The sequence below is a fragment of the Chryseobacterium sp. G0201 genome (assembly GCF_003815655.1).
GTDB lineage: Bacteria > Bacteroidota > Bacteroidia > Flavobacteriales > Weeksellaceae > Chryseobacterium.
In genome coordinates this window covers 2,240,614-2,264,392 of the sequence record NZ_CP033917.1, presented here as the reverse complement: position 1 = coordinate 2,264,392, position 23,779 = coordinate 2,240,614, and the positions used below count along the sequence as shown (strand labels likewise).

The 23,779-nt window shown below is 33.5% G+C and carries 22 protein-coding genes; 14 read left to right on the top strand and 8 right to left on the bottom strand.

Annotated elements, in window-relative coordinates; genetic code table 11:
- Positions 1-28: 28 nt before the first annotated feature.
- The 7 genes from EG348_RS10225 to EG348_RS10195 all read left to right on the top strand — a co-directional run bounded on the left by EG348_RS10225 (position 29) and on the right by EG348_RS10195 (position 8,687).
- A complete protein-coding gene (locus EG348_RS10225; protein ID WP_123983020.1) occupies positions 29-586 on the top strand; it encodes a NuoI/complex I 23 kDa subunit family protein in 558 nt (185 codons plus the stop codon).
- Positions 586-1,083, top strand: coding sequence for an NADH-quinone oxidoreductase subunit J (locus tag EG348_RS10220; RefSeq protein WP_123983018.1), 498 nt, complete (start codon positions 586-588; stop codon positions 1,081-1,083). The genes EG348_RS10225 and EG348_RS10220 overlap by 1 nt, the downstream gene beginning before the upstream one ends.
- A gap of 4 nt (positions 1,084-1,087) precedes the next feature.
- Positions 1,088-1,417, top strand: coding sequence for an NADH-quinone oxidoreductase subunit NuoK (gene nuoK, locus EG348_RS10215; protein ID WP_123983016.1), 330 nt, complete (start codon positions 1,088-1,090; stop codon positions 1,415-1,417).
- A 2-nt stretch (positions 1,418-1,419) separates the two neighbouring features.
- On the top strand, positions 1,420-3,333 hold the full coding sequence (nuoL, locus tag EG348_RS10210) for an NADH-quinone oxidoreductase subunit L (RefSeq protein ID WP_123983014.1): 1,914 nt from the start codon (positions 1,420-1,422) through the stop codon (positions 3,331-3,333).
- The gene (locus tag EG348_RS10205) at positions 3,333-4,826 is read left to right on the top strand and encodes a NuoM family protein (protein WP_123983012.1); all 1,494 of its coding nucleotides are present in this window, start codon (positions 3,333-3,335) and stop codon (positions 4,824-4,826) included. Before nuoL ends, EG348_RS10205 begins: the two co-directional genes overlap by 1 nt.
- A 98-nt stretch (positions 4,827-4,924) precedes the next feature.
- Positions 4,925-6,304, top strand: coding sequence for an NADH-quinone oxidoreductase subunit N (locus EG348_RS10200; RefSeq protein ID WP_123983010.1), 1,380 nt, complete (start codon positions 4,925-4,927; stop codon positions 6,302-6,304).
- 73 nt (positions 6,305-6,377) lie between these two features.
- Complete coding sequence (locus EG348_RS10195) at positions 6,378-8,687, top strand: GAF domain-containing protein (protein ID WP_123983008.1); 2,310 nt, start codon at positions 6,378-6,380, stop codon at positions 8,685-8,687.
- Here EG348_RS10195 and EG348_RS10190 read toward each other — a convergent pair.
- The gene (locus EG348_RS10190) at positions 8,684-9,607 is read right to left on the bottom strand and encodes a bestrophin family protein (protein ID WP_123983006.1); all 924 of its coding nucleotides are present in this window, start codon (positions 9,605-9,607) and stop codon (positions 8,684-8,686) included. The two genes, EG348_RS10195 and EG348_RS10190, sit on opposite strands and share 4 nt — an antisense overlap.
- A gap of 21 nt (positions 9,608-9,628) precedes the next feature.
- Positions 9,629-10,807: a Pycsar system effector family protein gene (locus EG348_RS10185; RefSeq protein WP_123983004.1), complete on the bottom strand. Its 1,179-nt coding sequence runs from the start codon at positions 10,805-10,807 to the stop codon at positions 9,629-9,631.
- A 38-nt stretch (positions 10,808-10,845) separates the two neighbouring features.
- Here EG348_RS10185 and EG348_RS10180 point away from each other — a divergent pair, with 38 nt between their 5' ends.
- Both EG348_RS10180 and EG348_RS10175 read left to right on the top strand, forming a co-directional pair.
- On the top strand, positions 10,846-14,547 hold the full coding sequence (locus EG348_RS10180) for a metallophosphoesterase (RefSeq protein WP_228414858.1): 3,702 nt from the start codon (positions 10,846-10,848) through the stop codon (positions 14,545-14,547).
- 281 nt (positions 14,548-14,828) lie between these two features.
- Positions 14,829-15,548: a hypothetical protein gene (locus EG348_RS10175; protein WP_123983000.1), complete on the top strand. Its 720-nt coding sequence runs from the start codon at positions 14,829-14,831 to the stop codon at positions 15,546-15,548.
- 58 nt (positions 15,549-15,606) lie between these two features.
- On the opposite strand, the gene EG348_RS10170 is transcribed toward EG348_RS10175, so the two are convergent.
- The 5 genes from EG348_RS10170 to ruvX form a co-directional block, all read right to left on the bottom strand.
- Positions 15,607-16,485 carry a hypothetical protein gene (locus EG348_RS10170; protein ID WP_228414857.1) on the bottom strand — a complete coding sequence of 293 codons (879 nt, stop codon included), beginning with the start codon at positions 16,483-16,485 and terminating at the stop codon, positions 15,607-15,609.
- The gene (gene mazG / locus EG348_RS10165) at positions 16,485-17,258 is read right to left on the bottom strand and encodes a nucleoside triphosphate pyrophosphohydrolase (protein WP_123982998.1); all 774 of its coding nucleotides are present in this window, start codon (positions 17,256-17,258) and stop codon (positions 16,485-16,487) included. Before mazG ends, EG348_RS10170 begins: the two co-directional genes overlap by 1 nt.
- 274 nt (positions 17,259-17,532) lie before the next feature.
- A complete protein-coding gene (locus EG348_RS10160; RefSeq protein ID WP_123982996.1) occupies positions 17,533-18,093 on the bottom strand; it encodes a DUF5606 domain-containing protein in 561 nt (186 codons plus the stop codon).
- 101 nt (positions 18,094-18,194) lie between these two features.
- Positions 18,195-18,767 carry a peptide deformylase gene (def, locus tag EG348_RS10155; protein ID WP_123982994.1) on the bottom strand — a complete coding sequence of 191 codons (573 nt, stop codon included), beginning with the start codon at positions 18,765-18,767 and terminating at the stop codon, positions 18,195-18,197.
- Positions 18,764-19,180, bottom strand: a complete 417-nt coding sequence (gene ruvX / locus EG348_RS10150; protein ID WP_123982992.1) for a Holliday junction resolvase RuvX — start codon at positions 19,178-19,180, stop codon at positions 18,764-18,766. Before ruvX ends, def begins: the two co-directional genes overlap by 4 nt.
- Positions 19,181-19,293: 113 nt before the next feature.
- Between ruvX and EG348_RS10145 the strand changes: the two genes are divergently transcribed.
- A complete protein-coding gene (locus EG348_RS10145; protein ID WP_123982990.1) occupies positions 19,294-19,770 on the top strand; it encodes a SixA phosphatase family protein in 477 nt (158 codons plus the stop codon).
- 64 nt (positions 19,771-19,834) lie between these two features.
- On the opposite strand, the gene EG348_RS10140 is transcribed toward EG348_RS10145, so the two are convergent.
- Positions 19,835-21,379 carry a serine hydrolase gene (locus EG348_RS10140; RefSeq protein WP_123982988.1) on the bottom strand — a complete coding sequence of 515 codons (1,545 nt, stop codon included), beginning with the start codon at positions 21,377-21,379 and terminating at the stop codon, positions 19,835-19,837.
- A 76-nt stretch (positions 21,380-21,455) separates the two neighbouring features.
- Between EG348_RS10140 and EG348_RS10135 the strand changes: the two genes are divergently transcribed.
- From EG348_RS10135 to EG348_RS10120, 4 genes are all read left to right on the top strand, one after another.
- Positions 21,456-21,905 (top strand): hypothetical protein, encoded by a 450-nt coding sequence (locus tag EG348_RS10135; protein ID WP_123982986.1) that lies wholly within the window; start codon positions 21,456-21,458, stop codon positions 21,903-21,905.
- Positions 21,906-22,403, top strand: coding sequence for a metallophosphoesterase family protein (locus EG348_RS10130; RefSeq protein WP_123982984.1), 498 nt, complete (start codon positions 21,906-21,908; stop codon positions 22,401-22,403).
- A gap of 106 nt (positions 22,404-22,509) precedes the next feature.
- Positions 22,510-23,004: a Smr/MutS family protein gene (locus EG348_RS10125; protein WP_123982982.1), complete on the top strand. Its 495-nt coding sequence runs from the start codon at positions 22,510-22,512 to the stop codon at positions 23,002-23,004.
- Between the two features lie 18 nt (positions 23,005-23,022).
- Positions 23,023-23,739, top strand: a complete 717-nt coding sequence (locus EG348_RS10120) for a DUF3822 family protein (protein ID WP_123982980.1) — start codon at positions 23,023-23,025, stop codon at positions 23,737-23,739.
- Positions 23,740-23,779 lie beyond the last annotated feature (40 nt).

Below are 23,779 nucleotides of genomic sequence, written 5' to 3'. Positions count from 1 at the left end.
AAAATTCAGCCTAAAAAAAATAAAATAAATGAAACTTACTAACAGATCAAAAGTTGTTTCTAACAAAGAAATGACCCTAGCTGAGAAAATCTACCTACCGGCGATTTTCAAAGGTATGGGGATTACATTTAAGCATGCTGTAAGAACCGTTGTAAAAGGTGCACCCGCAGTTTATTCGTATCCGGAAGTACAAAAACCTAGAACTACCATCTGGAGAGGTCAGCACGTTTTGAAAAGAGACGAGGAAGGCAGAGAAAGATGTACAGCTTGTGGGCTTTGTGCCGTGGCATGCCCTGCAGAAGCAATTACCATGACTTCCGCTGAAAGAACTAAAGAGGAAAAAGGCCTTTACAGAGAAGAAAAATATGCTTCAGTATATGAAATCAATATGCTAAGATGTATCTTTTGTGGTATGTGCGAGGAAGCTTGTCCGAAATCTGCGATCTATCTTACAGACAGATTGGTTGATGTGGAAACCAACAGAGGCTCTTTCATCTACGGAAAAGATAAGTTGGTTGAAAAAATAAATGAAAGGATTGACATCACTACAAGACAATCCGAGAAACAAAAAAATGCGGTAAAATAATGGATCAGTTTTTATTTTTCTTGGTGGCGTTTTTAGCAGTGGCTAGTGCAGTTTATTTTGTGTTTGCAAGAAATCCTTTATATGCTATTTTGTCATTAATTGTCACAATGTTTTCAATTGCCGGAATGTACATTCTTTTGAATGCACAGTTCTTAGCAATTATTCAGATCATAGTATATGCCGGAGCGATCATGGTGTTATTCCTTTATATACTGATGATGCTTAACCTTAATAAAGAAGACGAAAGTAAGAAGAGCAATAGTTTAAAGTTTGTTGGAGTTTTTACGGCCGGTCTTTTATTAATTGGGGTTTTAGGCGTATTCAGAGGAGTACAGGACAACCACATCGTTGTTGAAAATGTAGACAAAGGTGTTGGTCTTACTAAAAATCTGGGTAGACTTTTGTTCAATGAATATGTTTTGCCGTTTGAGCTTGCTTCGATCCTTATTTTAGCAGGTATTGTAGGTGCGGTATTAATCGGTAAAAAAGATTTATAAAATTATGGGAGAAGTAAATACATTTATACAAAGCGTCCCTTTAGAGTATTTCATAATTCTTTCTTCAGTATTGTTCTGTTTGGGAGTTTTAGGAGTATTGTTGAGAAAAAACGCTATTGTTATTTTGGGTTGTGTTGAGCTTATGCTGAATTCTACAAACCTTTTACTGGCTGCATTTTCAGCCTACAAAGGGAATGGAGACGGGCAACTTTTAGTTTTCTTCATTATGGTGGTGGCTGCTGCGGAAGTAGCAGTAGGTTTGGCAATTATTGCTATGCTATATAGAAATACCCGTTCTGTAGATGTAAGTATATTTAATAAATTAAGAGGATAAGAATGGAAAATTTAGTGTATGCAATAGTACTTTTACCACTTTTAGGTTTTCTTATTAACGGTTTATTCGGGAAAAATCTTCCAAAAATAGTTGTTGGAAGCTTGGCTACGATTGCCGTTTTCGGATCTTTCTGTATTGCGGTAAGCCTTTTCATGAATTTCGATTCTGAAAGCCAGCCTGTAATTGTAAAAGCTTTTGAATGGTTTAGAGTAAATGGAGTTCAGATCAATTTCGGTTTCCAGATCGATCAATTATCATTAATGATGATTATGGTTATCACAGGAATTGGTTCTTTGATTCACCTGTACTCTATCGGATATATGAGTCATGATAAAGGTTTCTATAAGTTTTTTACTTATTTAAATCTATTTATCTTCTCAATGTTATTATTAGTAATGGGAAGCAACTACCTGATCTTATTCATCGGATGGGAAGGTGTAGGATTGTGTTCTTATTTATTGATCGGATTCTGGTATACCAACGAAGAATATGGTAAAGCGGCAAGAAAAGCTTTCATCATGAACAGAATTGGTGACTTGGCATTATTGATCGGTATCTTTATGATCGCTGCTCAAACGAATGCAGTAGATTACCTTACTGTAGCTCAAAACGCTGGAAAATTTGAATTAGACGGATCTGTAATTATCTTTATTACGGCGAGTTTATTTATTGGTGCAACCGGTAAGTCGGCTCAGGTTCCTTTATATACTTGGTTACCGGACGCAATGGCAGGTCCAACGCCTGTATCAGCATTGATTCACGCAGCAACAATGGTTACGGCAGGTATTTATTTAGTAGTAAGATCAAACTTCTTATTTACGTTAGCACCAACCGTTCAGGACGGAATCTTATTAATTGGATTCTTAACCGCTGCTTTAGCGGGTTTCTATGCTCTTCGTCAAAACGACATCAAAAAAGTATTGGCCTATTCTACAGTTTCACAACTTGGTTTCATGTTCATCGCTTTAGGTTTAGGAGCTTATACAACAGCAATGTTCCACGTAATGACGCACGCTTTCTTCAAAGCATTGTTATTCTTAGGAGCAGGTTCTGTAATTCACGCGATGAGCAACGAGCAGGATATGCGTTTCATGGGAGGTCTTAAAAAGTATATTCCTATTACTCACGCTACATTCCTTATCGGAACATTGGCAATTTCAGGATTCCCTTTATTATCGGGGATGATTTCTAAAGACGAAATTTTAGTGGCTGCTTATGCTAAAAACCCTATTTACTGGGTAATGTTATTCATTTTAGCAGCAATCACTGCAACCTATATGTTCAGACTGTATTATCTGACTTTCCACGGAGAATTCAGAGGTACAGAAGATCAAAAACATCATTTACACGAAAGCCCGACAAGTATGACATTACCATTGATCGTATTGGCTATTCTTTCTGTATTGGGTGGATTAATTAACCTTCCTCACTTCATCGGACACGGTCATTATGCTAAACTAATGGAATGGCTTAAACCTGTTCTTACCGAGGAAAGTTTCAAACAAATGGAAAATACCCTTTCAGGAGTTCCATTTAATACTGAAATGATCCTTCTTGGAGCAACAATATTAATGTTCTTCGCTGTTTGGTTCATCGTGAAAAATACTTATGTAAATAAGAAGAAAATGGCTCTTGCTGAAGAGAACTACACCGGATGGGAAAAGCTTTCTGCTAAAAAACTATATGTAGACGAACTTTACAATGCATTGATTGTAAAAACTGTTGAAGGATTAGGACGTGGAGGAAAGATGTTTGATAAGGGAATACTGGATCGTTTCGTTGACTTTGTGGGCGAAGGCGCTGAAGACAGCGGTAGATCTATGAAACGTATCCAAAACGGAAACGTTGAGACATACATCCTTATCATGTCTTTAGCTGTGGGAATTATACTGATTGTTAACTTTATATTACAATAATGTCTGGTTTATTATTAACATTATTACTATTACCTCTAGTAGGTTCGGGACTGGTTTTTGCCTGGAAAGACAAATCCAGCAAATATTTAGCATTAGGAATTGCATTGGTGCAAATGCTTATTACGTTTTACATCGCAGCGGATTTCGATTTTAATCCTACGGTAGACAGCGTATTACAGCACGAGATCAATTATCCTTGGTCACAATTTATTAAAAGCTCTCTTCATTTCGGAATTGACGGGATGAGCTTGTTGCTTTTATTATTGACCAACATCTTAACGCCGATTATCATTTTATCTTCATTTAATGAAAATGTGAGTTACAGAAACTCTTTCTATGGTTTGATCTTGCTTATGCAGTTCGGATTGGTAGGAGTTTTCACCTCGTTGGATGGTTTACTATTCTACATTTTCTGGGAAGTTACTTTGATCCCAATATGGTTTATTGCCGGACTTTGGGGACAGGAAAATAAAAGATTGGAATTCACTACGAAATTCTTTGTCTATACATTCGTTGGATCTTTATTCATGTTGGTAGGATTGATTTATGTTTACAATCATTCTGCATCATTTGCATTAACAGATCTATACAACGCTTCACTTAACGAAACGCAGCAGACTGTGGTATTCTGGTTTATTTTCTTTGCTTTTGCGGTGAAATTACCGGTATTCCCTTTCCATACTTGGCAGCCTGATACCTATACCTACTCTCCTACTCAGGGATCGATGTTGTTATCTGGTATTATGCTAAAGATGGCGGTGTATGGAGTTCTTCGTTATTTATTACCAATTACTCCAATTCCGATTGCCGGAATTTCAGGACAAATTGTAATCATTTTGGCGATCGTAGGAATTGTTCACGGAGCATTAATTGCAATCATCCAGACGGATATGAAGAGAATCATTGCGTATTCTTCTTTCTCTCACGTTGGATTGATGGTAGCAGGTATTTTTGCTTCTGCAGTAGTTACTTTAAGAGGATCATTCACAATCGAAGGTGCTGAAGGAGCTTTGGTACAAACTTTTGCCCACGGTATCAACGTGGTTGGTTTATTCTACTGTTGTGATATTTTATATAAAAGATTTAAATCAAGAGATATCAGACAAATGGGAGGTTTAGCGAAAGTGGCTCCTAAGTTTGCTGTATTATTCTTGATCATTGTATTAGGTTCAATGGGAGTTCCATTAACGAACGGATTCATCGGAGAATTTATCTTGTTGAAATCGGTATATGATTTTAACGGATTAGCAGCAGTGATCGCTGGTCTTACGGTAATTCTTTGTGCTGTTTACTTATTGAGATTCTACGGAAAAGCAATGTTCGGAGAAGGAAATGATGCCGTATTAAGCACAGCAAAAGATCTATCTGCAGTAGAATTTTCTGTATTGGCAAGTATCGCAGTGTTTGTGATCTTACTAGGAGTGTTCCCACAACCGGTAATTACAATGGTAAGTAGCTCAGTGAAGTTTATCTACACAGCTATGGCTAATTAAGAAATTAAAGATTTAAAAATTAAAAAATTAAGAGAGAGTATGAAATTTAGAAGCTATTTTTATTCTAATGCTCAGTTCTCAAATCTCAAATCTATATTATGAGTGTTTTAATTATTGTTTTCCTAACGGCAATTGTTGCGTTATTTTCAGGAGTTTTCGAACAGGGAAAATTCGCAAGATACATTGGGATTTTTGGATTAATCATCGCATTGTATGTAAGCTTCATGCCAGAACTTGCTTTTTTCGAAAAGTACAGACACATGTATGACTATACTGCAAATACGGCTTTATTCACCAAAATATCAATTGTAACTACTTTATTATTATTCTTTCTGGGAGGTTTTGCATTCAGCAATCACAGAAGCCACCAGTCAGAATTGTATGCATTGATGTTATTTGCTCTTTGTGGAGGAATTACCCTTTTCGGTTTCCAAAACTTGGTGACATTATTCTTAGGAGTAGAGATTCTTTCCATTCCTTTATATGTAATGGCAGGTGCCAACAAAACTGATCTAAGATCAAACGAAGCTTCTATCAAATATTTCCTAATGGGTGCATTTGCAACAGGATTCCTCTTGTTTGGTATTGCGTTTATTTATGGAAGTACAGGAACTTTCGATTTATATAAAATTCATGATTTCGGAACACAGAATCCTAAAAATGTAATGTTCATTTTAGGAGTTCTATTGATGCTTTGTGCAATGGCATTTAAAGTTGCATTAGCTCCTTTCCACATGTGGAGTCCTGATGTTTATTCAGGTTCACCATCATTAATTACTGCTTTCATGGCAAGTGTTGTTAAAATCTCAGGATTCTACGCATTATTCAGATTGATGACGATTGGTTTTGCAGGTGTTACTCATGACTGGATCAATGTATTTGGAGTATTCTTAATCATCACCTTATTCTTAGCGAACGCAATGGGTCTTGCACAGACCAATGCAAAGAGAATGCTGGCGTATTCATCAGTTTCTCACGCAGGATACATCGGTTTGGTGTTCTTCGGAATGACGAGCCTTTCTACATATAATTTAGCATTCTATTTATTTGCTTATTCATTATCTACTGTAGGAGTATTTATGTGCTTGATCTGGGTAGAAAAATTGAAGAGAGAAACTTCTTTCGGAGCTTTCAAAGGATTGGCAAAATCTGAACCTTTATTGGCAACGGTTGCAGCAATCTCTTTGCTTTCAATGGCGGGAGTTCCTTTAACAGCAGGTTTCATGGGTAAATTTGCATTATTCTCTCAAGCAATGAACGGAGCAGCTTTCTTAGTATTGGTAGCCGTTTTAGGTTCTGCTATTTCAATTGCTTTTTACCTTAGATTAATTGTTGCCATGTTCTTCTTTAAAGAAACAACATTTAAAACATCAGAAAAAGTTACCCTAACTTATAATATCGTTGCAGTTTTCATTATCGCTTCAATTATTATGTTAGGAATCTTCCCGGATCTGTTTGCAAGACAGTTCGGATTATAAGAATCAACATAAAAAATAAAAAGCACAACCTTCAAGTTGTGCTTTTTTCATAACTTTACTTTAAATTTCAGCTTTGTCAAATCTTTACAAAAAAGATGCTCCCTTTCAGGTTTTTATATCATTCAAAAAATATTTGGATGTTCTTGAGCATATCCGATATAACGACAGATTAGAATACCGTGTCAATTATGCTGAATCTTTAATTGAAAAAACCAAGAACTTCCAAGAGCTAAGAGAAGGTTTTCAGGACATTTCATTATTAGACAAGAATGAAGATCTAATCAGACTTTTATTGGCAGATTTATTCCCGACAGGTTTAACGAATAATGAGATAAAAGCCGCAAGTATTCCACTCTCAAATATCACGTTTAATTATACCGAAAGGTTTAAAAATATACTTAAAGATGCTGGAAAAGATTTTGAAATAGAGCTTAGAAATATCGATGACGATGAGTTTTATGTATTCTGCTGCTGTCTAATTTTACAGAGTTATTTCAAAAAAGATATAAAAAGTACTTTTCCGTTTTATTATGACATTCCCAATAAACTGGGAATCATGAAGCATTATAAAATTACAGTGAATTCTGATTTTACCGAACTTTTTCCTACGGAGAACGCGACGATCCCGACAGATGAAGTTATTGATATGCTTTTAGAGAATATTGATGACTTTAAACTTTGGAAAAAACACTTTCCGTCGCAATCTTGGTTATTAAAAGGTTTTACTATTATTTCACTTGTAGATTGTACATCGGAAGTAGCACTATCAGATCTGAAATCAAGCATGATACAGATCGACCCTGAAAATTTGAATCCGGATGAAAATTTAACTGAAATCTTTAAGTCTTACTTTGATGTTCCGGAACTGAATTTTGGGTTAATGCTTTTCAATAAAAAAGATAAGAGTCTTGAAAAACTTCCAATCTATGAAAACTTTTTCACCAATCATATTTTAGATTTCTGGATCAATTCATTTGATGAAGAAACCAGGAAAAATACGTTCGATAATTTAAATCATAATTCTAAAGCAATCGTTGTTTCAAATGTTGATAAGCTGGATGAGGAAGTAAAAAGAATAGCTTCTTTTAGCATTCTAAAAGATAATAATATCAACAGTTTCATGGTAATTCCTATCATGAAAGATAACGAATTATTAGCAATTATGGAATTTACTTCTCCCCATGCTAATAGTTTCAACGGATTAAAGCTCAAAAAATTGGAATTTTTTACTGATATGATTCTTTTCTCAATCAACCGATTCAGTTTTGAGAAAAATTATCAGATCGAAGCTATCATTCAGCGAGAATACACTTCCATCCACGATAGTGTTGTATGGAAATTCAGAAATGAAGCTGAAAAATATTTTAACGCTTCTTTGGGTAAAAAAATATACACTCTAAAACAGATTTCATTTAAAAATCTTACACCACTTTTTGGTTTTTCGGATATTCGTTCGTCTTCGGAAAAACGTTTTAATTTAATGCTTGAAGATCTTAATCAGCAAATCGATGGTCTACATGATATTTTTTCATTAATTAATTCTGATTCAGAGAAATATTTATTGGCTTTAGATATTTTTGAGAATGAATTAAACAACGAAATCAAAGCAGACACAGAACAACGTCTCCAAAGGTTATTGAGAGAAGAAATTCATCCTTATTTGCAGGGAAAACTGGAAGTACAGTCAAGCGGAGAAATCAAAACGAAGATCAAAGATTATTTTATGCAGGTTTTTACTCAAAATGATCTATTTTATGCCAACAGAAAAAGTTTGGATGATTCTATCACTTTGGTCAACAGAAAACTAGCGGATGTTTTAGATGAAAATCAGGTAAAAGCTCAACAAATTTTCCCGCATTATTATGAAAGATTTAAATCTGACGGTGTTGAACATAATCTTTTTACAGGCCATAATATAGCTCCCGATCTTCAATATTCGTCGAAAGTTGTTCATCAACTGAGATATTGGCAACTGAAAACCATCTGTAAAATGGAACAGAATTTTCAAAATTTTAAAAAAGACCTGCCAATTTCTTTAGATATTGCTTCATTGATCTTTGTTTATAACGAAAAAATTGACATCCGTTTCAGAATGGATGAAAAGCGTTTTGATGTAGATGGAGCCTACAATTCTTACTATGAGATCATCAAAAAACGTCTTGATAAAGCTCATGTAAAAGATTCAACGGAAAGAATTACCTGTCCCGGAAAAATAACGATCGTGTATTTCGGAATGGAAAATCAGAAAGAATATCTGGATTATATTTCTAAACTTCAGAAAAAAGGAATTCTTGAGTCAGATATAGAATTTTTAAAAGTGGAAGATCTACAAGGGATCACAGGACTTCTTGCGTTGAGAGTCTCATTAACTCACGAAAATTAATCTACAAAATAAGAATCCGGTTTCTTCAATTCACCTTGCGGAATTTCCGCCTGTTCGAAAATAGAAAACTCAATCGTTCGGCAGATACTGTTCAAAGCAAGATCATTTTCTTCCTCACCAAAAGGTTCCGCAATTTCCTGAATAATAGCATCTAAAGCAATGAAGGTATAACTGATCAGCAATACTATCAAAGGCATCATCCAGCCCAGACTGTCGACCAATCCAAAAGGCAGCCAAAAGCAGTACAAATAAACAGTTCTGTGCAGTAAAACGCTGTAAGCAAAAGGCAAAGGCGTATTATAAATTCTCTCGCAGCCACCAGAAATACTGGAAAACTGATTCAGCTGATGATCTAATGAAGTCAAAACGATCGTGTCGATATTTCCTTTTTTATTTTGCTCGTTCAGCCAATCAGCAATAAACCCTAAAATAATACTTGGAATAAATTTTTTGCCTACCAATTGTTTAACCTGCTCAGGAGAAAGCAATCTCGAAAGATGCTCTGTTCCAGATTTATCTCTTAATTGATAATTTAATGACCAGCAAAACGCTGAGATCATTTTTACAATTTTTTGTTTTTCCTCTTTAGCTTTGGGCAAATTATCATTGATTAATGAAAAGATCTGTCTTGTCAGCGACCTTGTTTCAATAACTAAAAGTCCCCACAGTTTTCTGCCCTCCCAATAACGATCGTAGCTTGCGGAATTACAGAAACCCATAAAAATGGCTAAAGCCAACCCAATTAACGTAAAAATCGTAGGATTAAGATGAACTTTATAATCGTAAATTTTTCCCTTAAAAAGATAAACAGCTAAAGAAAACAACGTAATAAGAACAAGCTGAACAATAATTTTCTTCAATACAGAACCTTTCCATATGAACAACATTTTCAACCAATTCGTACGCTGTCTTACAATCATTTTTTGAGATTAAATTTAAAATTATAACGAAAGAAAAGCATACGCAAAAGACAGAACAGAAATAATAATTCCTGCCATAAAAATCTTATATGTGATCGACAAAAGCTTATATTTTCTATCTAAAACTTTCCCCAAATAATACAAATCCTTTACCATAGAATCATAGATATATTCTCTGTCCTGGATCAGGTCTTTCATTGCATTGTGAAAATCTCCAAACAGCATCTGATGGAAATTTCCGAAGAATAAAAGGTTTACTTTTCTGTCGGCAATATCCTGATTGGTAAAATTGGTCTTGGTAACGTTCGGTTTTGTGGATAAGATGGCAAAAATGATCGTCAAAACGCTAGATAACAACAACACAAAACTCGGAATAATAAGATGTGAGTTTTTTGGAGTATCCAATTTCGGAACCAAAACAGAAAGACAAACCGAGATAATGATTGCATTTACAGAAAGTAAAATATTCGCTTTGCTGTCTGCAATATCGCTTAATCTTGTGTGATTATTCAATGTTACTCTGAACAAAGTATCAACACTTCTGTCCGGTTTTTGTTCTTTTGGCTCTTTCGATTCTTTTTTGCTTTCGGAATTATCTTTTTTATCCTCTTCTTTTTCTAATTTTTTCTCGATCTTTTTGATATTTTTCTTTTTCAAAGGATTCCAGTTTTCTTTGGCATAATCGGTGTAATATTGGTGCTTGTTTTTAAGCATATCCAGATTTCCCGCATTCCATTCGTCATTAGAGAAACATCTTACATTGGTAAGCTCCCACTCTTTTCTCAGAGCATCAGAAATATCATTATAATCGTGACTTGCAAAATGACTGCAATCTGCATCTTTAGCTATTTTTTCTAAAAGATTCTGAGGTTCATAGTTAATTTTGGTAGCTAAGATCAGTTTAGAAACATCTTCAATATAATTTTCCGTATAATTTTCATTTTGTAGAAAATTTTTCAGAATCTCTACGCCTTTTTCTTCGTGATTCTGAGCACATTCTATGTAACCCGTATCATGAAACCAAAGTGCCAATAATACTTTTTCCTGATCCTCAGCAGATACAGGTGTATTTTTCATGATTTCTTCAGCTTTATTTACCGTATAAGTGGTATGAATAAAATTATGATAAAAATATACCGAAGATAACTTATCTTTGAATAAGATTTCAACATAATCTTTGGCTTTGTGTAAAATGCTCATTCCTGAATTTTTGTTATTGTAAATTTATGAATTTATCCTTGAAAAATCATCTAAAAAAAATTTCGTATCTCCTTAGACTATTATTGTTCGCAGGACTTGTCTATTCCTGCGCAACATATAACGTAAAAAAGGGTAAAAACTTATTTGAAGTTAAAAATTCTGATATAAAATCTGAAAATGACTTTAAAATTTTCTTAGTCGGAGACGCAGGCAATGCAGACGAAATTCAGGCTCAGAATACGTTGAATCTGCTTAAAAACAAACTAGATTCTGCAGACGAAAAATCAATGTTAATCTTCTTGGGAGATAATATTTACCCTTCAGGAATGCCGCAAGAATCGGATAAAGATTATGCTCTGGCCAAACAAAAACTGGAAAATCAACTTTCGATCACGAAAAATTTCAAAGGAAAAACATTAGTTATCCCGGGAAATCACGATTGGTATCATGGTTTGGACGGATTAAAAGCTCAGGAAGATTTTGTTAAATCTTATTTAAACGATAAAAAATCTTTTTTACCCAAAAACTCATGTCCGATTGATGATATTAACCTTACCAAAGACATTAAATTAATTGTAATTGATACAGAATGGGCTTTGATAAACTGGGATCAATATCCAGGGATCAATAAAAACTGCAATATCAAAACCCGTGAAGATCTTTTCATTGAATTTAAAGATTTAGTTAATAAAAATCAGGACAAGAGAATCATTGTTGCGCTTCATCATCCAATCATCAGCAGCGGAACTCATGCGGGCTATACTTCTCCAAAATCTCATCTTTTTCCATTAAAAAGTAAAGTTCCGGTTCCGGGGGTAGCAAGTTTGATCAATGTGTTGAGAAGTTCATCGGGCGCAAGTTTAGAAGATATTAATAATCAACATTATGCAGACCTTGCCAACAGATTGAAAAGTATTGTTCAGGAAAAAGAAAATGTGATCTTTGTTTCAGGGCATGATCATAATTTACAGTATCACGAAGAAAGAAATATCAGACAAATCATTAGCGGAGCCGGTTCAAAGACCGATCCTGCAACGATCGCTGAAAAAAGTGATTTTTCATATGGAGGAAATGGTTTTGCTGTTTTAAATATGAGAAAAGATCAAAGTTCTGATGTAGAATTTTTTTCAACAAAAGATAATAAGTTCCAAAAACTTACTCATATTTCAGTTGTTTCAAAGCCTGATGTATTTGTAAACAATTATCCTAACTCTTTTCCGGCAACAGTATCATCTACAATTTATCCTAAAAAATTAACCGAAAAAGGAAAATTTTACACTTGGCTTTGGGGTAAGCATTACAGAAATTATTACGGAATGCCTATTGAAGCTTCAACGGCAAATATTTCTGAGCTGGATGGTGGCTACACTCCTTTTAGAGAAGGCGGTGGAAATCAATCCAACAGTTTGAGACTAAAATCTAAAGACGGACAGGAATTCGTAATGAGAGGTGTTAAGAAAAGCGCCGTTCGTTTCCTGAATAATATGGCCTTCAAGAAAAGTACCTTCGGAAATGAGCTAAACAATACCTTTCCAGAGAAATTCTTGTTGGATTTTTATACTACTAATCATCCATTTACTTCATTTTCAGTTGGAAATATGGCAGATAAGCTTAATATTTTCCACAGCAATCCGAGGTTGTTTTATATACCAAAACAACAAGGTCTGGGCGAATATAATACAAGTTATGGCGACGAAATGTACATGATTGAAGAACGTTTTTCATCAGATCCAAAAACTTTACAGTCTCTTGATAATGCAAAAGACATTCTTTCAACGGATGATGTTTTGAAAAGTTTCACTAAAAATTACAAATATTCTGTAGATCAGGAATCTTACATCCGAGCAAGAATTTTTGATATGTTGATTGGCGATTGGGACAGGCATTCCGACCAATGGAAATGGGCAGAATATCAGGATGGCGACAAAACAATTTATAAACCAATCCCAAGAGACAGAGATCAGGCTTTCAGTAAATATGATGGCGCAGCTTTCAAAATCATTATGAATGTTCCTGCAATTCGTCACATGAAAACATTTAAAGATGACATTAAAAATGTAAAATGGATCAATATGGAACCTTATCCATTAGATCTAGTATTTTTAAAAGGTTCTACCGAAGAAGACTGGATCGCACAGGCAAAATACATCCAAGAGCATCTTACTGATAAAGATATTGATGAAGCTTTCAACAATATTCCAAAGGAAGTAAAAGATGAAACGATTGCTGATATTCAAAGAAAATTAAAATTAAGAAAAACGAAACTGCAGGATTACGCAACAAGATATTATGATGTTCTACAGGAAAAAGTTCCGTTAGCAGGAACTGTAAATCCCGATAAATTCGTGATTACCAAAACCGGAAATTCTGTTGAAGTAAAACAATATAAATTAGACAAAAACAAAGAAAATCCCGAGTTGGTATTCGAAAAAACTTACAGTGATTCTAAAACAAAAGAACTTTGGATTTACGGTTTGGAAGATGATGATATTTACGAAGTTTCGGGAGACGGAAGACCCAAAATGAATATCCGTCTTATTGGAGGTTACAACCACGATATCTATAATGTTTCCAGTGGAAGTAAGGTGAAAATCTATGATTTTAAATCTCAGAAAAACACCTATACTGGCTCCGGAGCGAAACATATTTCCGACGATTATGATGTCAATACCTACAATTATAAACACCCGAAATATAATTTTGTAGCAGGGTATCCAAATGCTGATTACAATCCTGATGACGGTTTGATTATCGGTATTTTGGCGAATTATACGGTAAATAATTTCATTCGCGATCCTTATACCCAAAAACATAGTTTAAAGGCTAATTTCTATACTGCAACGGGTGGATTTAATTTAGTATATAAAGGAATTTTCAAGAAGGCAATTTCTGATTGGGATTTTAATTTAGATGCATCTTTTACGACTCCAAGATTCTCAGAAAATTTCTTTGGTTTGTCTAATGAAAACGAATATGATAAAGAAAATGTAGAAAGAGAATACAACAGAGCCAGAATTTCAAAAATTAATTTTGCACCTTCTATTTCTAAGAAAAGCTGGATGAATCTTGAAAATAAATTTCAGCTTACTTTTGAGAATAATAAAGTACAGAGAAATGGCGACCGATTTGTAGACCAATCCTCTGACGTAAGACCCGAAGTTTTTAACAATCAACAATTTGCAGGAGTAAACTATACTTTTAGTTTTAAAAATTTAGATAACAAAGCTTTCCCTACTTTAGGATTAGAATTCTTTGTGAATGCTGACTGGAAAACCAATCTTTCAAATTTCGATAAAAACTTTTTAACCTTAACAGGAACTTTAGCCATTGATCACAGACTTGATAAAAGAGGAAATTTTATTTTTGCTAATTCAAGTAATGTAATGTGGATCAACAATAATAATTTTGAATTTTATCAGGCTGCAGCCATCGGAGGAAATAATGGAATGAGAGCTTTCAGAAACGACAGGTTCTCAGGAAGATCCTATTTTACCAATAACTCAGAGATCCGTTGGGATTTTGGAAGAATTAGAAATACTATTGTTCCTGCCAACATGGGAGTTTTGGTTGGTTACGATATTGGAAGAGTTTGGAATGACAATGAATATTCTAACAAATGGCATCAATCTGCCGGAGTTGGATTCTGGATCAGCGTTGTAGAAATGTTCTCCGCAAGACTGAATTATTTCTACGGCTCTGATGGTGGTAGAATTTCCGGTGGTGTGGGAATGACTTTCTAAAAAGAATTTATCCTAAATAAAGTTAAAAGCTTCAGAAAAAATTTCTGAAGCTTTTTTCGATTTAAATAACACCAAATAAAAATTTTTTGCATTTAAAAAAAATATTTTTTTATAGCATTTATTTAATGAATACAAATGCATAAAATAAATATAAATAGCAAAATAAGTAAATAATATCAACAACATATACAATACGCACTCATAGCCTAATATGTTTAAAATTAATTAAAAATATCAATTTAATTAAAAAAAATATATTTGCAATAAATAAAAAACATTTGATGAAAAAAAAGCTATTCTGCATGGCATTATTCCTTGTGTCCGCAATTCACTATACCCAAGTTGGTATTCAAACTCCTACTCCACAAAATACACTGCACGTTAACGGTACCTTACAGGTTGTAAAAGATTTGAATTTAGGAGGTGATTCAAGAACGAAAGGAAATTCTGGAAATAAAGGAGAATTTTTAATGTCGAATGGAAACGGAAATACACCTGTATGGAGAAATATAGAATCTGAAAATTTCCTAAAGGTAATTTTTGTCGGCAATAAAACAAATATTAGTCCAAGCAGTGGAAGCTATACCGGCACAGGGAGCAATCCTGTAAGCACTCATGAAAGTTATTCACAAACCTATGTTTATAATGTGACTAATAAAATTGATAATGCTTATTTAACCTACAATTCAAGTAATGGAATATTTACAGTAGTAAAACCTGGATTCTATAACATCGTACCATACATAACGTACGATCTAAGTCTCAACGGGAATGGATATACCGCAGGAACAGCAAACTCTTACATTCAAAAAGTCTCACCTTCTTCCGCTTCACTGGCAGCTATATCAACAGGCCATGGGGAAAGGACACTTGGAATTAATCATAACTTGTCTTCTATCACTTTTTTCAATACCGGTGAAACGTTTAGAATTCGTTGTCGTTATACACAAAGTTTTAGGTTATCAAGTGGTAATATTTATATCTCATATCTTACACCATAAAAAATAAAATTTCAAGAAAATATAAATCCTCACAAATTAACTTTGTGAGGATTTAAATTTAAAAAGAGAATTTATAAACATTTCCTCCTATTTTTTTATCCTTTTCATCAGCGATCAGTAATGTTTTATCATCAACAAAAACAATTGCTTCTTTTTGAGAATTATGATTTAAAGGTATTTTCTGAATTTTAGCTGAATTAAAATCATTCTTCGTAAATCCTGAAAGTACATGAATATTTTTATGGGTCAATAAAACGATCTTGTCTTTTGTACTATTAATTGTAGCTGAAGTAATCGCAGCGTCGCTGTAACCTCCCTGAAGTTTCAATTTACCAATTAATTTAGCTTCAAAATCGCCTTCTTTATTAGGAACTTGGAAAACAAGAAAAGTTCCGTCAAAACCTTTACTCCTATTTTTTGTGAACAGATAAAAATTTCCATCCATTTCTACGAAAGCTTCACAATCATACAGCCAATTTGATTTTTTTGGAGGAAATTCTGTTTGCCCTTCATAATGAAAATTTGTAGTCTGAACAGCTTTTGCCGTTTTTTGAGAAGCATCTTTTAGGTCTAATTTTAAGATCGAAAGATTTTGTCTGTTATTATCATTATTTCCAAAATTTCCGATGTAAATATTTCCCTGAGAATCTTTTGTAATATCTTCCCAATCATTATTTTCAGCATTTTCAACCAAAACATCGGCAACCAAGTTACCATGAGTATCCAATCCGTAAACGACATTTTTATTACCCTGATCTTCTATTGCCCAGATCCTTTTTTTATCCTGAGACAAAGTAATTCCGGAAACTTCCTTTAACTTTTTAGGTAAAGAAAATTCTACTTTCAAAGTATCTTCTTTCGGCTGATCGGTTTGGCTTTTCGGATTGCAACCAACAAGTAAAAGCGAAGTTATCGCACAAAAAATATACATTTTCATTAGTTTTTATTTAATAGTTTAGCTTCCTCCCAAAGGATATCCATTTCTTCTAAAGACATATCTTCAAGCTTTACATTTTTTTCTAAAGCTATATTTTCCATTTTTTGAAATCTTGAGATAAATTTCAAATTAGTTCTTTCCAACGCTGAATCGGGATTAATTCCTGAAATTCTTGCATAATTGATCAATGAAAAAAATACATCGCCCAGCTCCAGTTCTTTTTTATCCAAATCAGTTTCCGCATGAAATTCCTGAATTTCTTCATCTACTTTTTTCCAGGCATCTTCTGCATCGTGAAATTCAAAACCAATTCCTTTTACCTTGTCCTGAATTCTGTAAGCTTTCACCAAACTCGGCAGACTTTTCGGAACTCCGCCCAAAATAGATTTATTTCCTTCTTTTAATTTTAGCTTTTCCCAATTCTGTTTTACTTCTTCTTCATCTTTCACTTCTACATCACCGTAAATATGAGGATGACGGAAAATTAATTTTTCATTTAAGGAATTAATAACATCAGCGATATCAAAACTTTCTTTTTCAGAACCTATTTTCGAATAGAAAACAAGATGAAGCAAAACATCACCTAATTCTTTCTTAATCTCCTGTAAATCGCCCTTTAAAATGGCATCTGAAAGCTCGTAAGTTTCTTCAAGCGTCAAATGACGAAGTGATTCTAACGTTTGCTTCTGATCCCACGGACATTTTTCGCGCAGATCATCCATAATATCCAACAATCTTCCGAAAGCTTCTAGTTTTTCCTGTTTGGTATTCATAATTAAGAATTCAAGTGATACAAATTTAAGGAATGAAATTTTATCGCAAGGATAAACAAAGAATAATAAACTGCATCATGCAAATTAAGTTAGACAAAGGCGTAAACTTATCAAAGTAAAACAAATTGTATTTCAAAAATAAGCAAAGTGGCTGGGTTTATCTTTATAATTATTAATACTTTCAATATTCTTTGTTTAACCTTGCGAGAAAACAAAAAACCTTGTCAAGAAAATTCTCAACAAGGCTTTATATTTAAAAATTCAGATAGATAGACTATCCCATTTTTCTGTGTGTACTTTTTGTAGCTGCTTTTGCACCAGATGAAGCTTTTGCTTTCGGAGCAGCAGGTTTGTCAGCTTTTGGAGCTGCTTTTTTAGGAGCTTCCTTATCTGTTAAAGTTACTTCACCTGTTACCGGGTCTAAAGTTTCAGGTTCAGCTTTTACAAAACTTTCAGGAGTAATATATCCCGCTTTGTGTAAAATATTGTACCATTGAGCCAATTTCTTGATATCAGAAGCATAAACTCTTTCTGTATCGTAGTTTGGAAGAGATTCACCCATGAAATCCTTCAACTCAGCATCAGTAGATTTGTGAGAAATAGTTTCTTTATAATCTTGGTTTTTAGCAATATTTTCAAATACTTCAAACAAAGGAACTTCTTTGTCAAACGTAAACATAGCGATATTATCCAGCAAACTTACCTGGCTAGAGTTTCCAATGCTTACTTTCTTTTTTGTAGTAACATCTTCAATAATAAAACCGTTTCTTAATTGAGAAACTAATTTGTAAAGTCCTGGTTTTCCAGAGATTGAAATTATTTTTTCTAACAGCATAATTTTATTTTTTTTAAATGTAGCAATCGGCTTTTGTACTTCGGCAAGCCTAGTGTGAAAGCTTTTTGCAGTTTATTATTTTTTTTACTTAATTATTCAAACTATTTCGGAAATCTCATTTTGTAGCTAATGCTTACATCACCCTGAGAAATCTTTGTTAATTTACCTTTTACCAATTTCTTCTTCAAAGAGCTTAAATGGTCGGTAAACAGCGTTCCTTCGATATGATCATATTCATGTTGAATTACGCGGGCTCTAATATCGGAAAAAGTTTCCGTATGCTTAACGAAATTTTCGTCATAATATTCTATAAGGATATTACTTTTTCTCTTAACGTCCTCTCTTACGTCAGGAATAGAAAGACATCCTTCATTAAATTTCCATTCTTCACCAGATTCTTCAAGAATTTTGGCGTTAATAAAAACTTTTTTAAAATCTTTCAATTCATCCTTAATATCCTCATAATCATCATCATCCGCTAATGGAGAAACATCTATGATAAATACACGGATGTCAAGACCAATTTGCGGAGCAGCCAGACCAATTCCGTTGGCACTGTTCATCGTGTCGAACATGTTGTCAATCAATTCTTGTAAATCGGGATAATCTTTGTCTATATCTTTGCCTACTTTTCTCAAAACAGGATCCCCAAAGGCTCTTATCGGTAAAATCATCTTGTTCTTTGTTCTAAAAAATTCTGCAATATGATGGTTGCACTTACTTTATCTATTAATCCTTTTTGCTGTCTCTGTTTTTTGCTTTTCCCACTTTGAGAAATAAAAAACGAAGCCATTTTGGACGTAAATCTCTCATCTAAGCGATGAACGGGTATATCTGAAAATTCTTTTTTAAATATTTCTATAAATTTCAGAATATCAGTTTCTATCTCGGAAATATTTCCTTTCAAATCTGTAGGAAGCCCTACAACAATATCATCTACTCTGTTTTCGGTGAAATATTTTTTCAAAAATTCCATTAAAAATTGAGTTTGTACCGTATCGAGACCACTCGCAATGATCTGCATGTCATCTGTCGCCGCAATACCGCAGCGAGCCTTTCCATAGTCTATTGCAAGGATCTGTCCCATAAGTTTGCAAATTTAGTAAATTTTAATGATTTTATTCGTGACGTAGTTTTTTTTATGAATCATGTTTTATTCCATTATTTTTTTTATAATTTTAATCTTCCAAAAACGAAATTATGAAGAAACTCATCCTTGTAAGACATGCAAAAAGCGACTGGCCGGAAGAAACAGAGGATTTCGACAGACCTCTGGCAGACAAAGGGTTAGAAGATGCTATGAATATGTCCAGATTTTTAAAATCCAATAAAATTTCCATCGATTATCTGGTATCGAGTCCGGCTGTCCGTGCTTTGAATACGTGCAAAATTTTCAATCAAGCCTATCAGATCAACATTATGACTGATGAAAAATTGTATAATCCATCGGAAAGAAATTTTGAATCTGTAATTTATGACTTGGATAATGATCATGATTCCGTAGCTATTTTCTCACATAATAATGGGATTTCTAACTTTGCGAATTCCATTTCTGACGATATTTTCCATTTTCCGACATGCGGTGTTGCCGGTTTTGAAATCGACTGCAATTCGTGGTCTGAATTTGATGGAGCGAATAAGAAATTATTATTTTTTTATGAGCCGGGGAAAATTTAATTGAATCAATTTCCCTTATATAATAAAAGCTCCAACATTTTGGAGCTTTTATTATATTTAAAAATCACGACTTTCTCTTCAAATCCAGGTCATCAAAATCGAAACTGAAATCCGTAATATCTGAAATAGGTTTCAACTTTGCAGATTCTGCTTTTCCATTTTCATTATAATTAAAAATAATGTAAGAATCGGCGTCGTAACTTCTGTCATCCCATTTTATAATGAAAGAATTGTTTGAATACGGAAGCAGTTCACCTTTTAATCTAGGAGAATTTTTGCACGAAATTCTATAATTATTCCCCTGTTGAGAAATTTCTACATCTCCGAACCAAACATCATTATAACTTCCTACAAACTGCTCTGCTTTCGGTTGAAGACTTTTATCTTTCTTAAATGTCTCAGATTTTGTAAAAGCTTCTTTCTTTTGTTTTTCATAAACAGCTTCGTTTTTTGCCATTCTTTCACCGTAAGTTTTCAGCCAATTTCGGTCTGCAACTCCTAAATAAGAATCTTTTACCGTATTTGTGATCGTATTGAAAGCTGCTCCAGATTGTTGATTTGTCAAGACTACAATTCCTAATTTCATATCCGGAATTAAGGTAAATTGAGTTACGGTTCCAATCAATCCACCTGTATGCTGAACTTGTTTGTGACCTTTCACATCACTTAAAAACCAACCCATTCCGTAACCGTAAAAGCTAGTATCATAAGGACTTTTTGCCGCTACTTTATCCGGAATCTGTAAACTCCAAAGCTGTTGAACATTTTTATCTGAAACTAATTTTTTGCCGTCTTTTGTAGTGAAATTATTTAATAAAAATTCTGCCCAAGTCGTCATGTCTTTAATGTTGCTCATAATTCCACCTGCAGCGTTGGCTGTTTCGTTCCAGTCGTGAGGAACTGCAATCGCTTTTCCATTTACAGGTGCATGAGCATCAATTTTATTGGTTATGGCTTTTGCTCTGTTGTAGCTTCCGAAACTTGAGGTCATGCCAACAGGTTTCATAATTCTCTGTTCAATAAAATCCGCCCAGCTTAATCCTGAAACTCGGTGAATCACTTCTCCGGCAACTATAAACATGATATTGTTATAATCTAAAGTCGTTCTGAAAGGATTTTCAGGTTTTAAATATCTTACATTATGAACGATATCATTCACCGTTAAACTTCCGCCTTCAGGAAAAAACATCAAATCACCTTGTCCCAAGCCTAATCCTGCTCTGTGGGTGACTAAATCTTTAATCGTAACATTTTGAGAAACATAAGGATCATACATTTGAAATTCAGGAATATATTTTGAAACTTTATCATCCCAGTTCAACTTCCCTTCATCTGCTAAAATCGCTAATGCCGTACAGGTAAAACCTTTTGAATTGGAAGCAATTCCCACCAAAGTATTGTCGTCCATTGGCTGTTTTGTCGTTAAAGAACGTACTCCAAACCCTTTAGAATAGATCAATTTACCATCTTTGATTACTCCGACAGACATTCCGGGAACGTCAAAAGTTTTTAAGGTATTCTGGATCAATTCATCCAGTTTTTTTTCTTCAACCTGCGCAAAAGACATCAGAGAAAGAAAAATAAAGAACAAGGAAAAGTTATGCTTCATTATTTTTAAATTTTTTCAAAGTTAATCAATTCAACATTTATTGAGTAAATTTGTATCTTGATTTAAACACTAAAAAATGACAGCAAAAAAGCTATTAATTTTCTTTTTATTAACAATCAGTTTTCATTTATATTTTTCACAGGAAGCCATTATCAAAGACGATAAAGTTTTGCTTGACGGAAAACAGATTTTAAAAGTTGAAAAAATCAACATTTCTCAATACTCTTTCTTTTCCATGAAAGATGATGAGGAAATTTTGCTTTACAGATATATGGATAATGAAACTCCAAAATATGTAAACGATGATTATTTTATCCTAAATTTTCTAACTGAGAAAGTAAAAATAGAATCAACTGATATCGCAAAAATTGCCAATTTCATGAACTCCAGAAAAGGAATGGAAAAATTGATAAGATGGCTGATCAAAGAAAGAGTGCTTAGTCATGATGGAGAATTGAATTCTGAGCGTGTTGCTATTTTTAAAGAGAAATATGATGAAAATATTACTGAAAGAACTTTTAGATAAATGACCAAGATCCTCCTCCTTTCCGACTCCCATTCCTATATTGATGACCGAATTTTAGAATATGCCCGACAAGCTGATGAAATTTGGCATTGCGGAGATTTTGGAAGCTTCGAGATTATTGAAGAATTAGAAAAAATTAAACCATTAAAAGGCGTTTACGGAAATATTGACAATGCTAAAATCCGTTCTGAATTTCCTGAAGTAAACCGATTTTTTTGTGAAAGTCTGGAAGTTTTAATGATTCATATCGGAGGTTATCCCGGAAAATACACCCCTTTAACAAAAGAAGAAATTGCTGAAAAAGCTCCGAAATTATTTATTTCAGGGCATTCTCATATCTTAAAGGCGATGTATGACAAAAAAAACGATCTTCTTCATCTTAATCCCGGAGCTTGCGGAAAACAAGGTTGGCATAAAATGAGAACAATGATGCGTTTTGTGGTTGATGGTGAAGAAATAAAAGATCTTGAGGTTATTGAATTAGGTCCAAAAATTTGATATTTTAAACAAGAATATCACTAATACTTTCACAAATATCACGATTTAAATTTGTGGAAATTCGTGATATTATTTGTGTCTTTTGTGTTTATATTTAAAAATTATTATGAAGATAGGTGATAAAGTTTCTGTGGTAGACGAAGATTTAAGCGGAATTGTGACTTCCGTTCACGGAAAAACTGTGGTTTTTAAAGACGAATATGGATTTACCTATCAATATCCACAAGAGAAATTGGTTCCTAAAAATGCTGATCTTTATGAAAATATTAAAGTTGTAAGAAAACCCGAACCCAAAAAGGTTGTTTCAAAAAAACATCAAAATAATGCTTTGATTTTAGACTTACATTTTCATAATTTAGTTAAAAATCCTAATGATTATGACGGTTTTGAAAGACTCTTCATTCAAAAAGAAAAGTTATTGGAAACCATTGCATTTTGCAGGAAAAATAATTTAAAAAGGCTGGAAATCGTTCACGGAATTGGCGATGGTGTTCTGCAAAGAATGGTTTTCGATGTGTTGGAAAGCCAAAGTAATCTCGATTTTTACAATAAAGACATACTTCATCATCAATCAGGTGCGGTAATGGTAGAATTTCACTAAATTTGCAACAATTGTAATATGAACGTACTTAATTTACTTTTTACCAAAGACGGACTGATCTACCAAATAGCTAAGAATAAAAGCGTTTTGGAGGAAAAATCTTATTTTGTGACAGAAGAAACTCCGGAAAATTTTATTGCTGATCAACTGGATAATATTCTAATAAAACAAAGATTTGACGAAATTCATGTAATCTCGTCACTGAACCATTTTACTCTAATGCCTGAAGGATTTTCGGAGCATGATGCCGGATTTGAATTAATTGCCTTCAATGCTCCTGTGGATAAAGAAAATGAAGAACTGATGCTTTCTGTGAATAAAAAATTCAAGGTTCAGTTTTACTATACTTTTCCGAAAAATTTTTACAAGAAAATTAAAGAATTGGCGATTCCGGTTCATTTTAATTTTTCTGGAGAAAAGTTTTTAAATTCAATCAACAATAAAAATAACAAAGAAATTCACATTAATTTGTATCATAATCAGTGTGAGTTTTTTGCCATTGACAATAAAAAAATCATCTTATACAATAATCTGGATGTAAATTCGGAGGTAGATTTTCTTTATTTTGTAATGTTTACGTTAAGTAAAATAGGTTTTGGAATTAATGAAACCAGTTTTTTTGCTTACGGAGAAACTACTGAAAATGAAACCTTTATTTCAGAATTACAAAAATTTGTAAAGAATCTAAAAATTGTATTTGATAATGTTCCTAATAAGAATTTCATTTTGAATTAGGTACTAGGAATGAGGATTTAGGGCTTAGTTCCTATTCTAA

Bases quoted from the DNA above. Each gene is read 5' to 3' on its own strand.
- EG348_RS10225 (WP_123983020.1), top strand. From the start codon at position 29: ATGAAACTTACTAACAGATCAAAAGTTGTTTCTAACAAAGAAATGACC.
- EG348_RS10220 (WP_123983018.1), top strand. From the start codon at position 586: ATGGATCAGTTTTTATTTTTCTTGGTGGCGTTTTTAGCAGTGGCTAGT.
- nuoK (WP_123983016.1), top strand. From the start codon at position 1,088: ATGGGAGAAGTAAATACATTTATACAAAGCGTCCCTTTAGAGTATTTC.
- nuoL (WP_123983014.1), top strand. From the start codon at position 1,420: ATGGAAAATTTAGTGTATGCAATAGTACTTTTACCACTTTTAGGTTTT.
- EG348_RS10205 (WP_123983012.1), top strand. From the start codon at position 3,333: ATGTCTGGTTTATTATTAACATTATTACTATTACCTCTAGTAGGTTCG.
- EG348_RS10200 (WP_123983010.1), top strand. From the start codon at position 4,925: ATGAGTGTTTTAATTATTGTTTTCCTAACGGCAATTGTTGCGTTATTT.
- EG348_RS10190 (WP_123983006.1), bottom strand. From the start codon at position 9,607: ATGATTGTAAGACAGCGTACGAATTGGTTGAAAATGTTGTTCATATGG.
- EG348_RS10185 (WP_123983004.1), bottom strand. From the start codon at position 10,807: ATGAGCATTTTACACAAAGCCAAAGATTATGTTGAAATCTTATTCAAA.
- EG348_RS10175 (WP_123983000.1), top strand. From the start codon at position 14,829: ATGAAAAAAAAGCTATTCTGCATGGCATTATTCCTTGTGTCCGCAATT.
- EG348_RS10170 (WP_228414857.1), bottom strand. From the start codon at position 16,485: ATGAAAATGTATATTTTTTGTGCGATAACTTCGCTTTTACTTGTTGGT.
- mazG (WP_123982998.1), bottom strand. From the start codon at position 17,258: ATGAATACCAAACAGGAAAAACTAGAAGCTTTCGGAAGATTGTTGGAT.
- EG348_RS10160 (WP_123982996.1), bottom strand. From the start codon at position 18,093: ATGCTGTTAGAAAAAATAATTTCAATCTCTGGAAAACCAGGACTTTAC.
- def (WP_123982994.1), bottom strand. From the start codon at position 18,767: ATGATTTTACCGATAAGAGCCTTTGGGGATCCTGTTTTGAGAAAAGTA.
- ruvX (WP_123982992.1), bottom strand. From the start codon at position 19,180: ATGGGACAGATCCTTGCAATAGACTATGGAAAGGCTCGCTGCGGTATT.
- EG348_RS10145 (WP_123982990.1), top strand. From the start codon at position 19,294: ATGAAGAAACTCATCCTTGTAAGACATGCAAAAAGCGACTGGCCGGAA.
- EG348_RS10140 (WP_123982988.1), bottom strand. From the start codon at position 21,379: ATGAAGCATAACTTTTCCTTGTTCTTTATTTTTCTTTCTCTGATGTCT.
- EG348_RS10135 (WP_123982986.1), top strand. From the start codon at position 21,456: ATGACAGCAAAAAAGCTATTAATTTTCTTTTTATTAACAATCAGTTTT.
- EG348_RS10130 (WP_123982984.1), top strand. From the start codon at position 21,906: ATGACCAAGATCCTCCTCCTTTCCGACTCCCATTCCTATATTGATGAC.
- EG348_RS10125 (WP_123982982.1), top strand. From the start codon at position 22,510: ATGAAGATAGGTGATAAAGTTTCTGTGGTAGACGAAGATTTAAGCGGA.
- EG348_RS10120 (WP_123982980.1), top strand. From the start codon at position 23,023: ATGAACGTACTTAATTTACTTTTTACCAAAGACGGACTGATCTACCAA.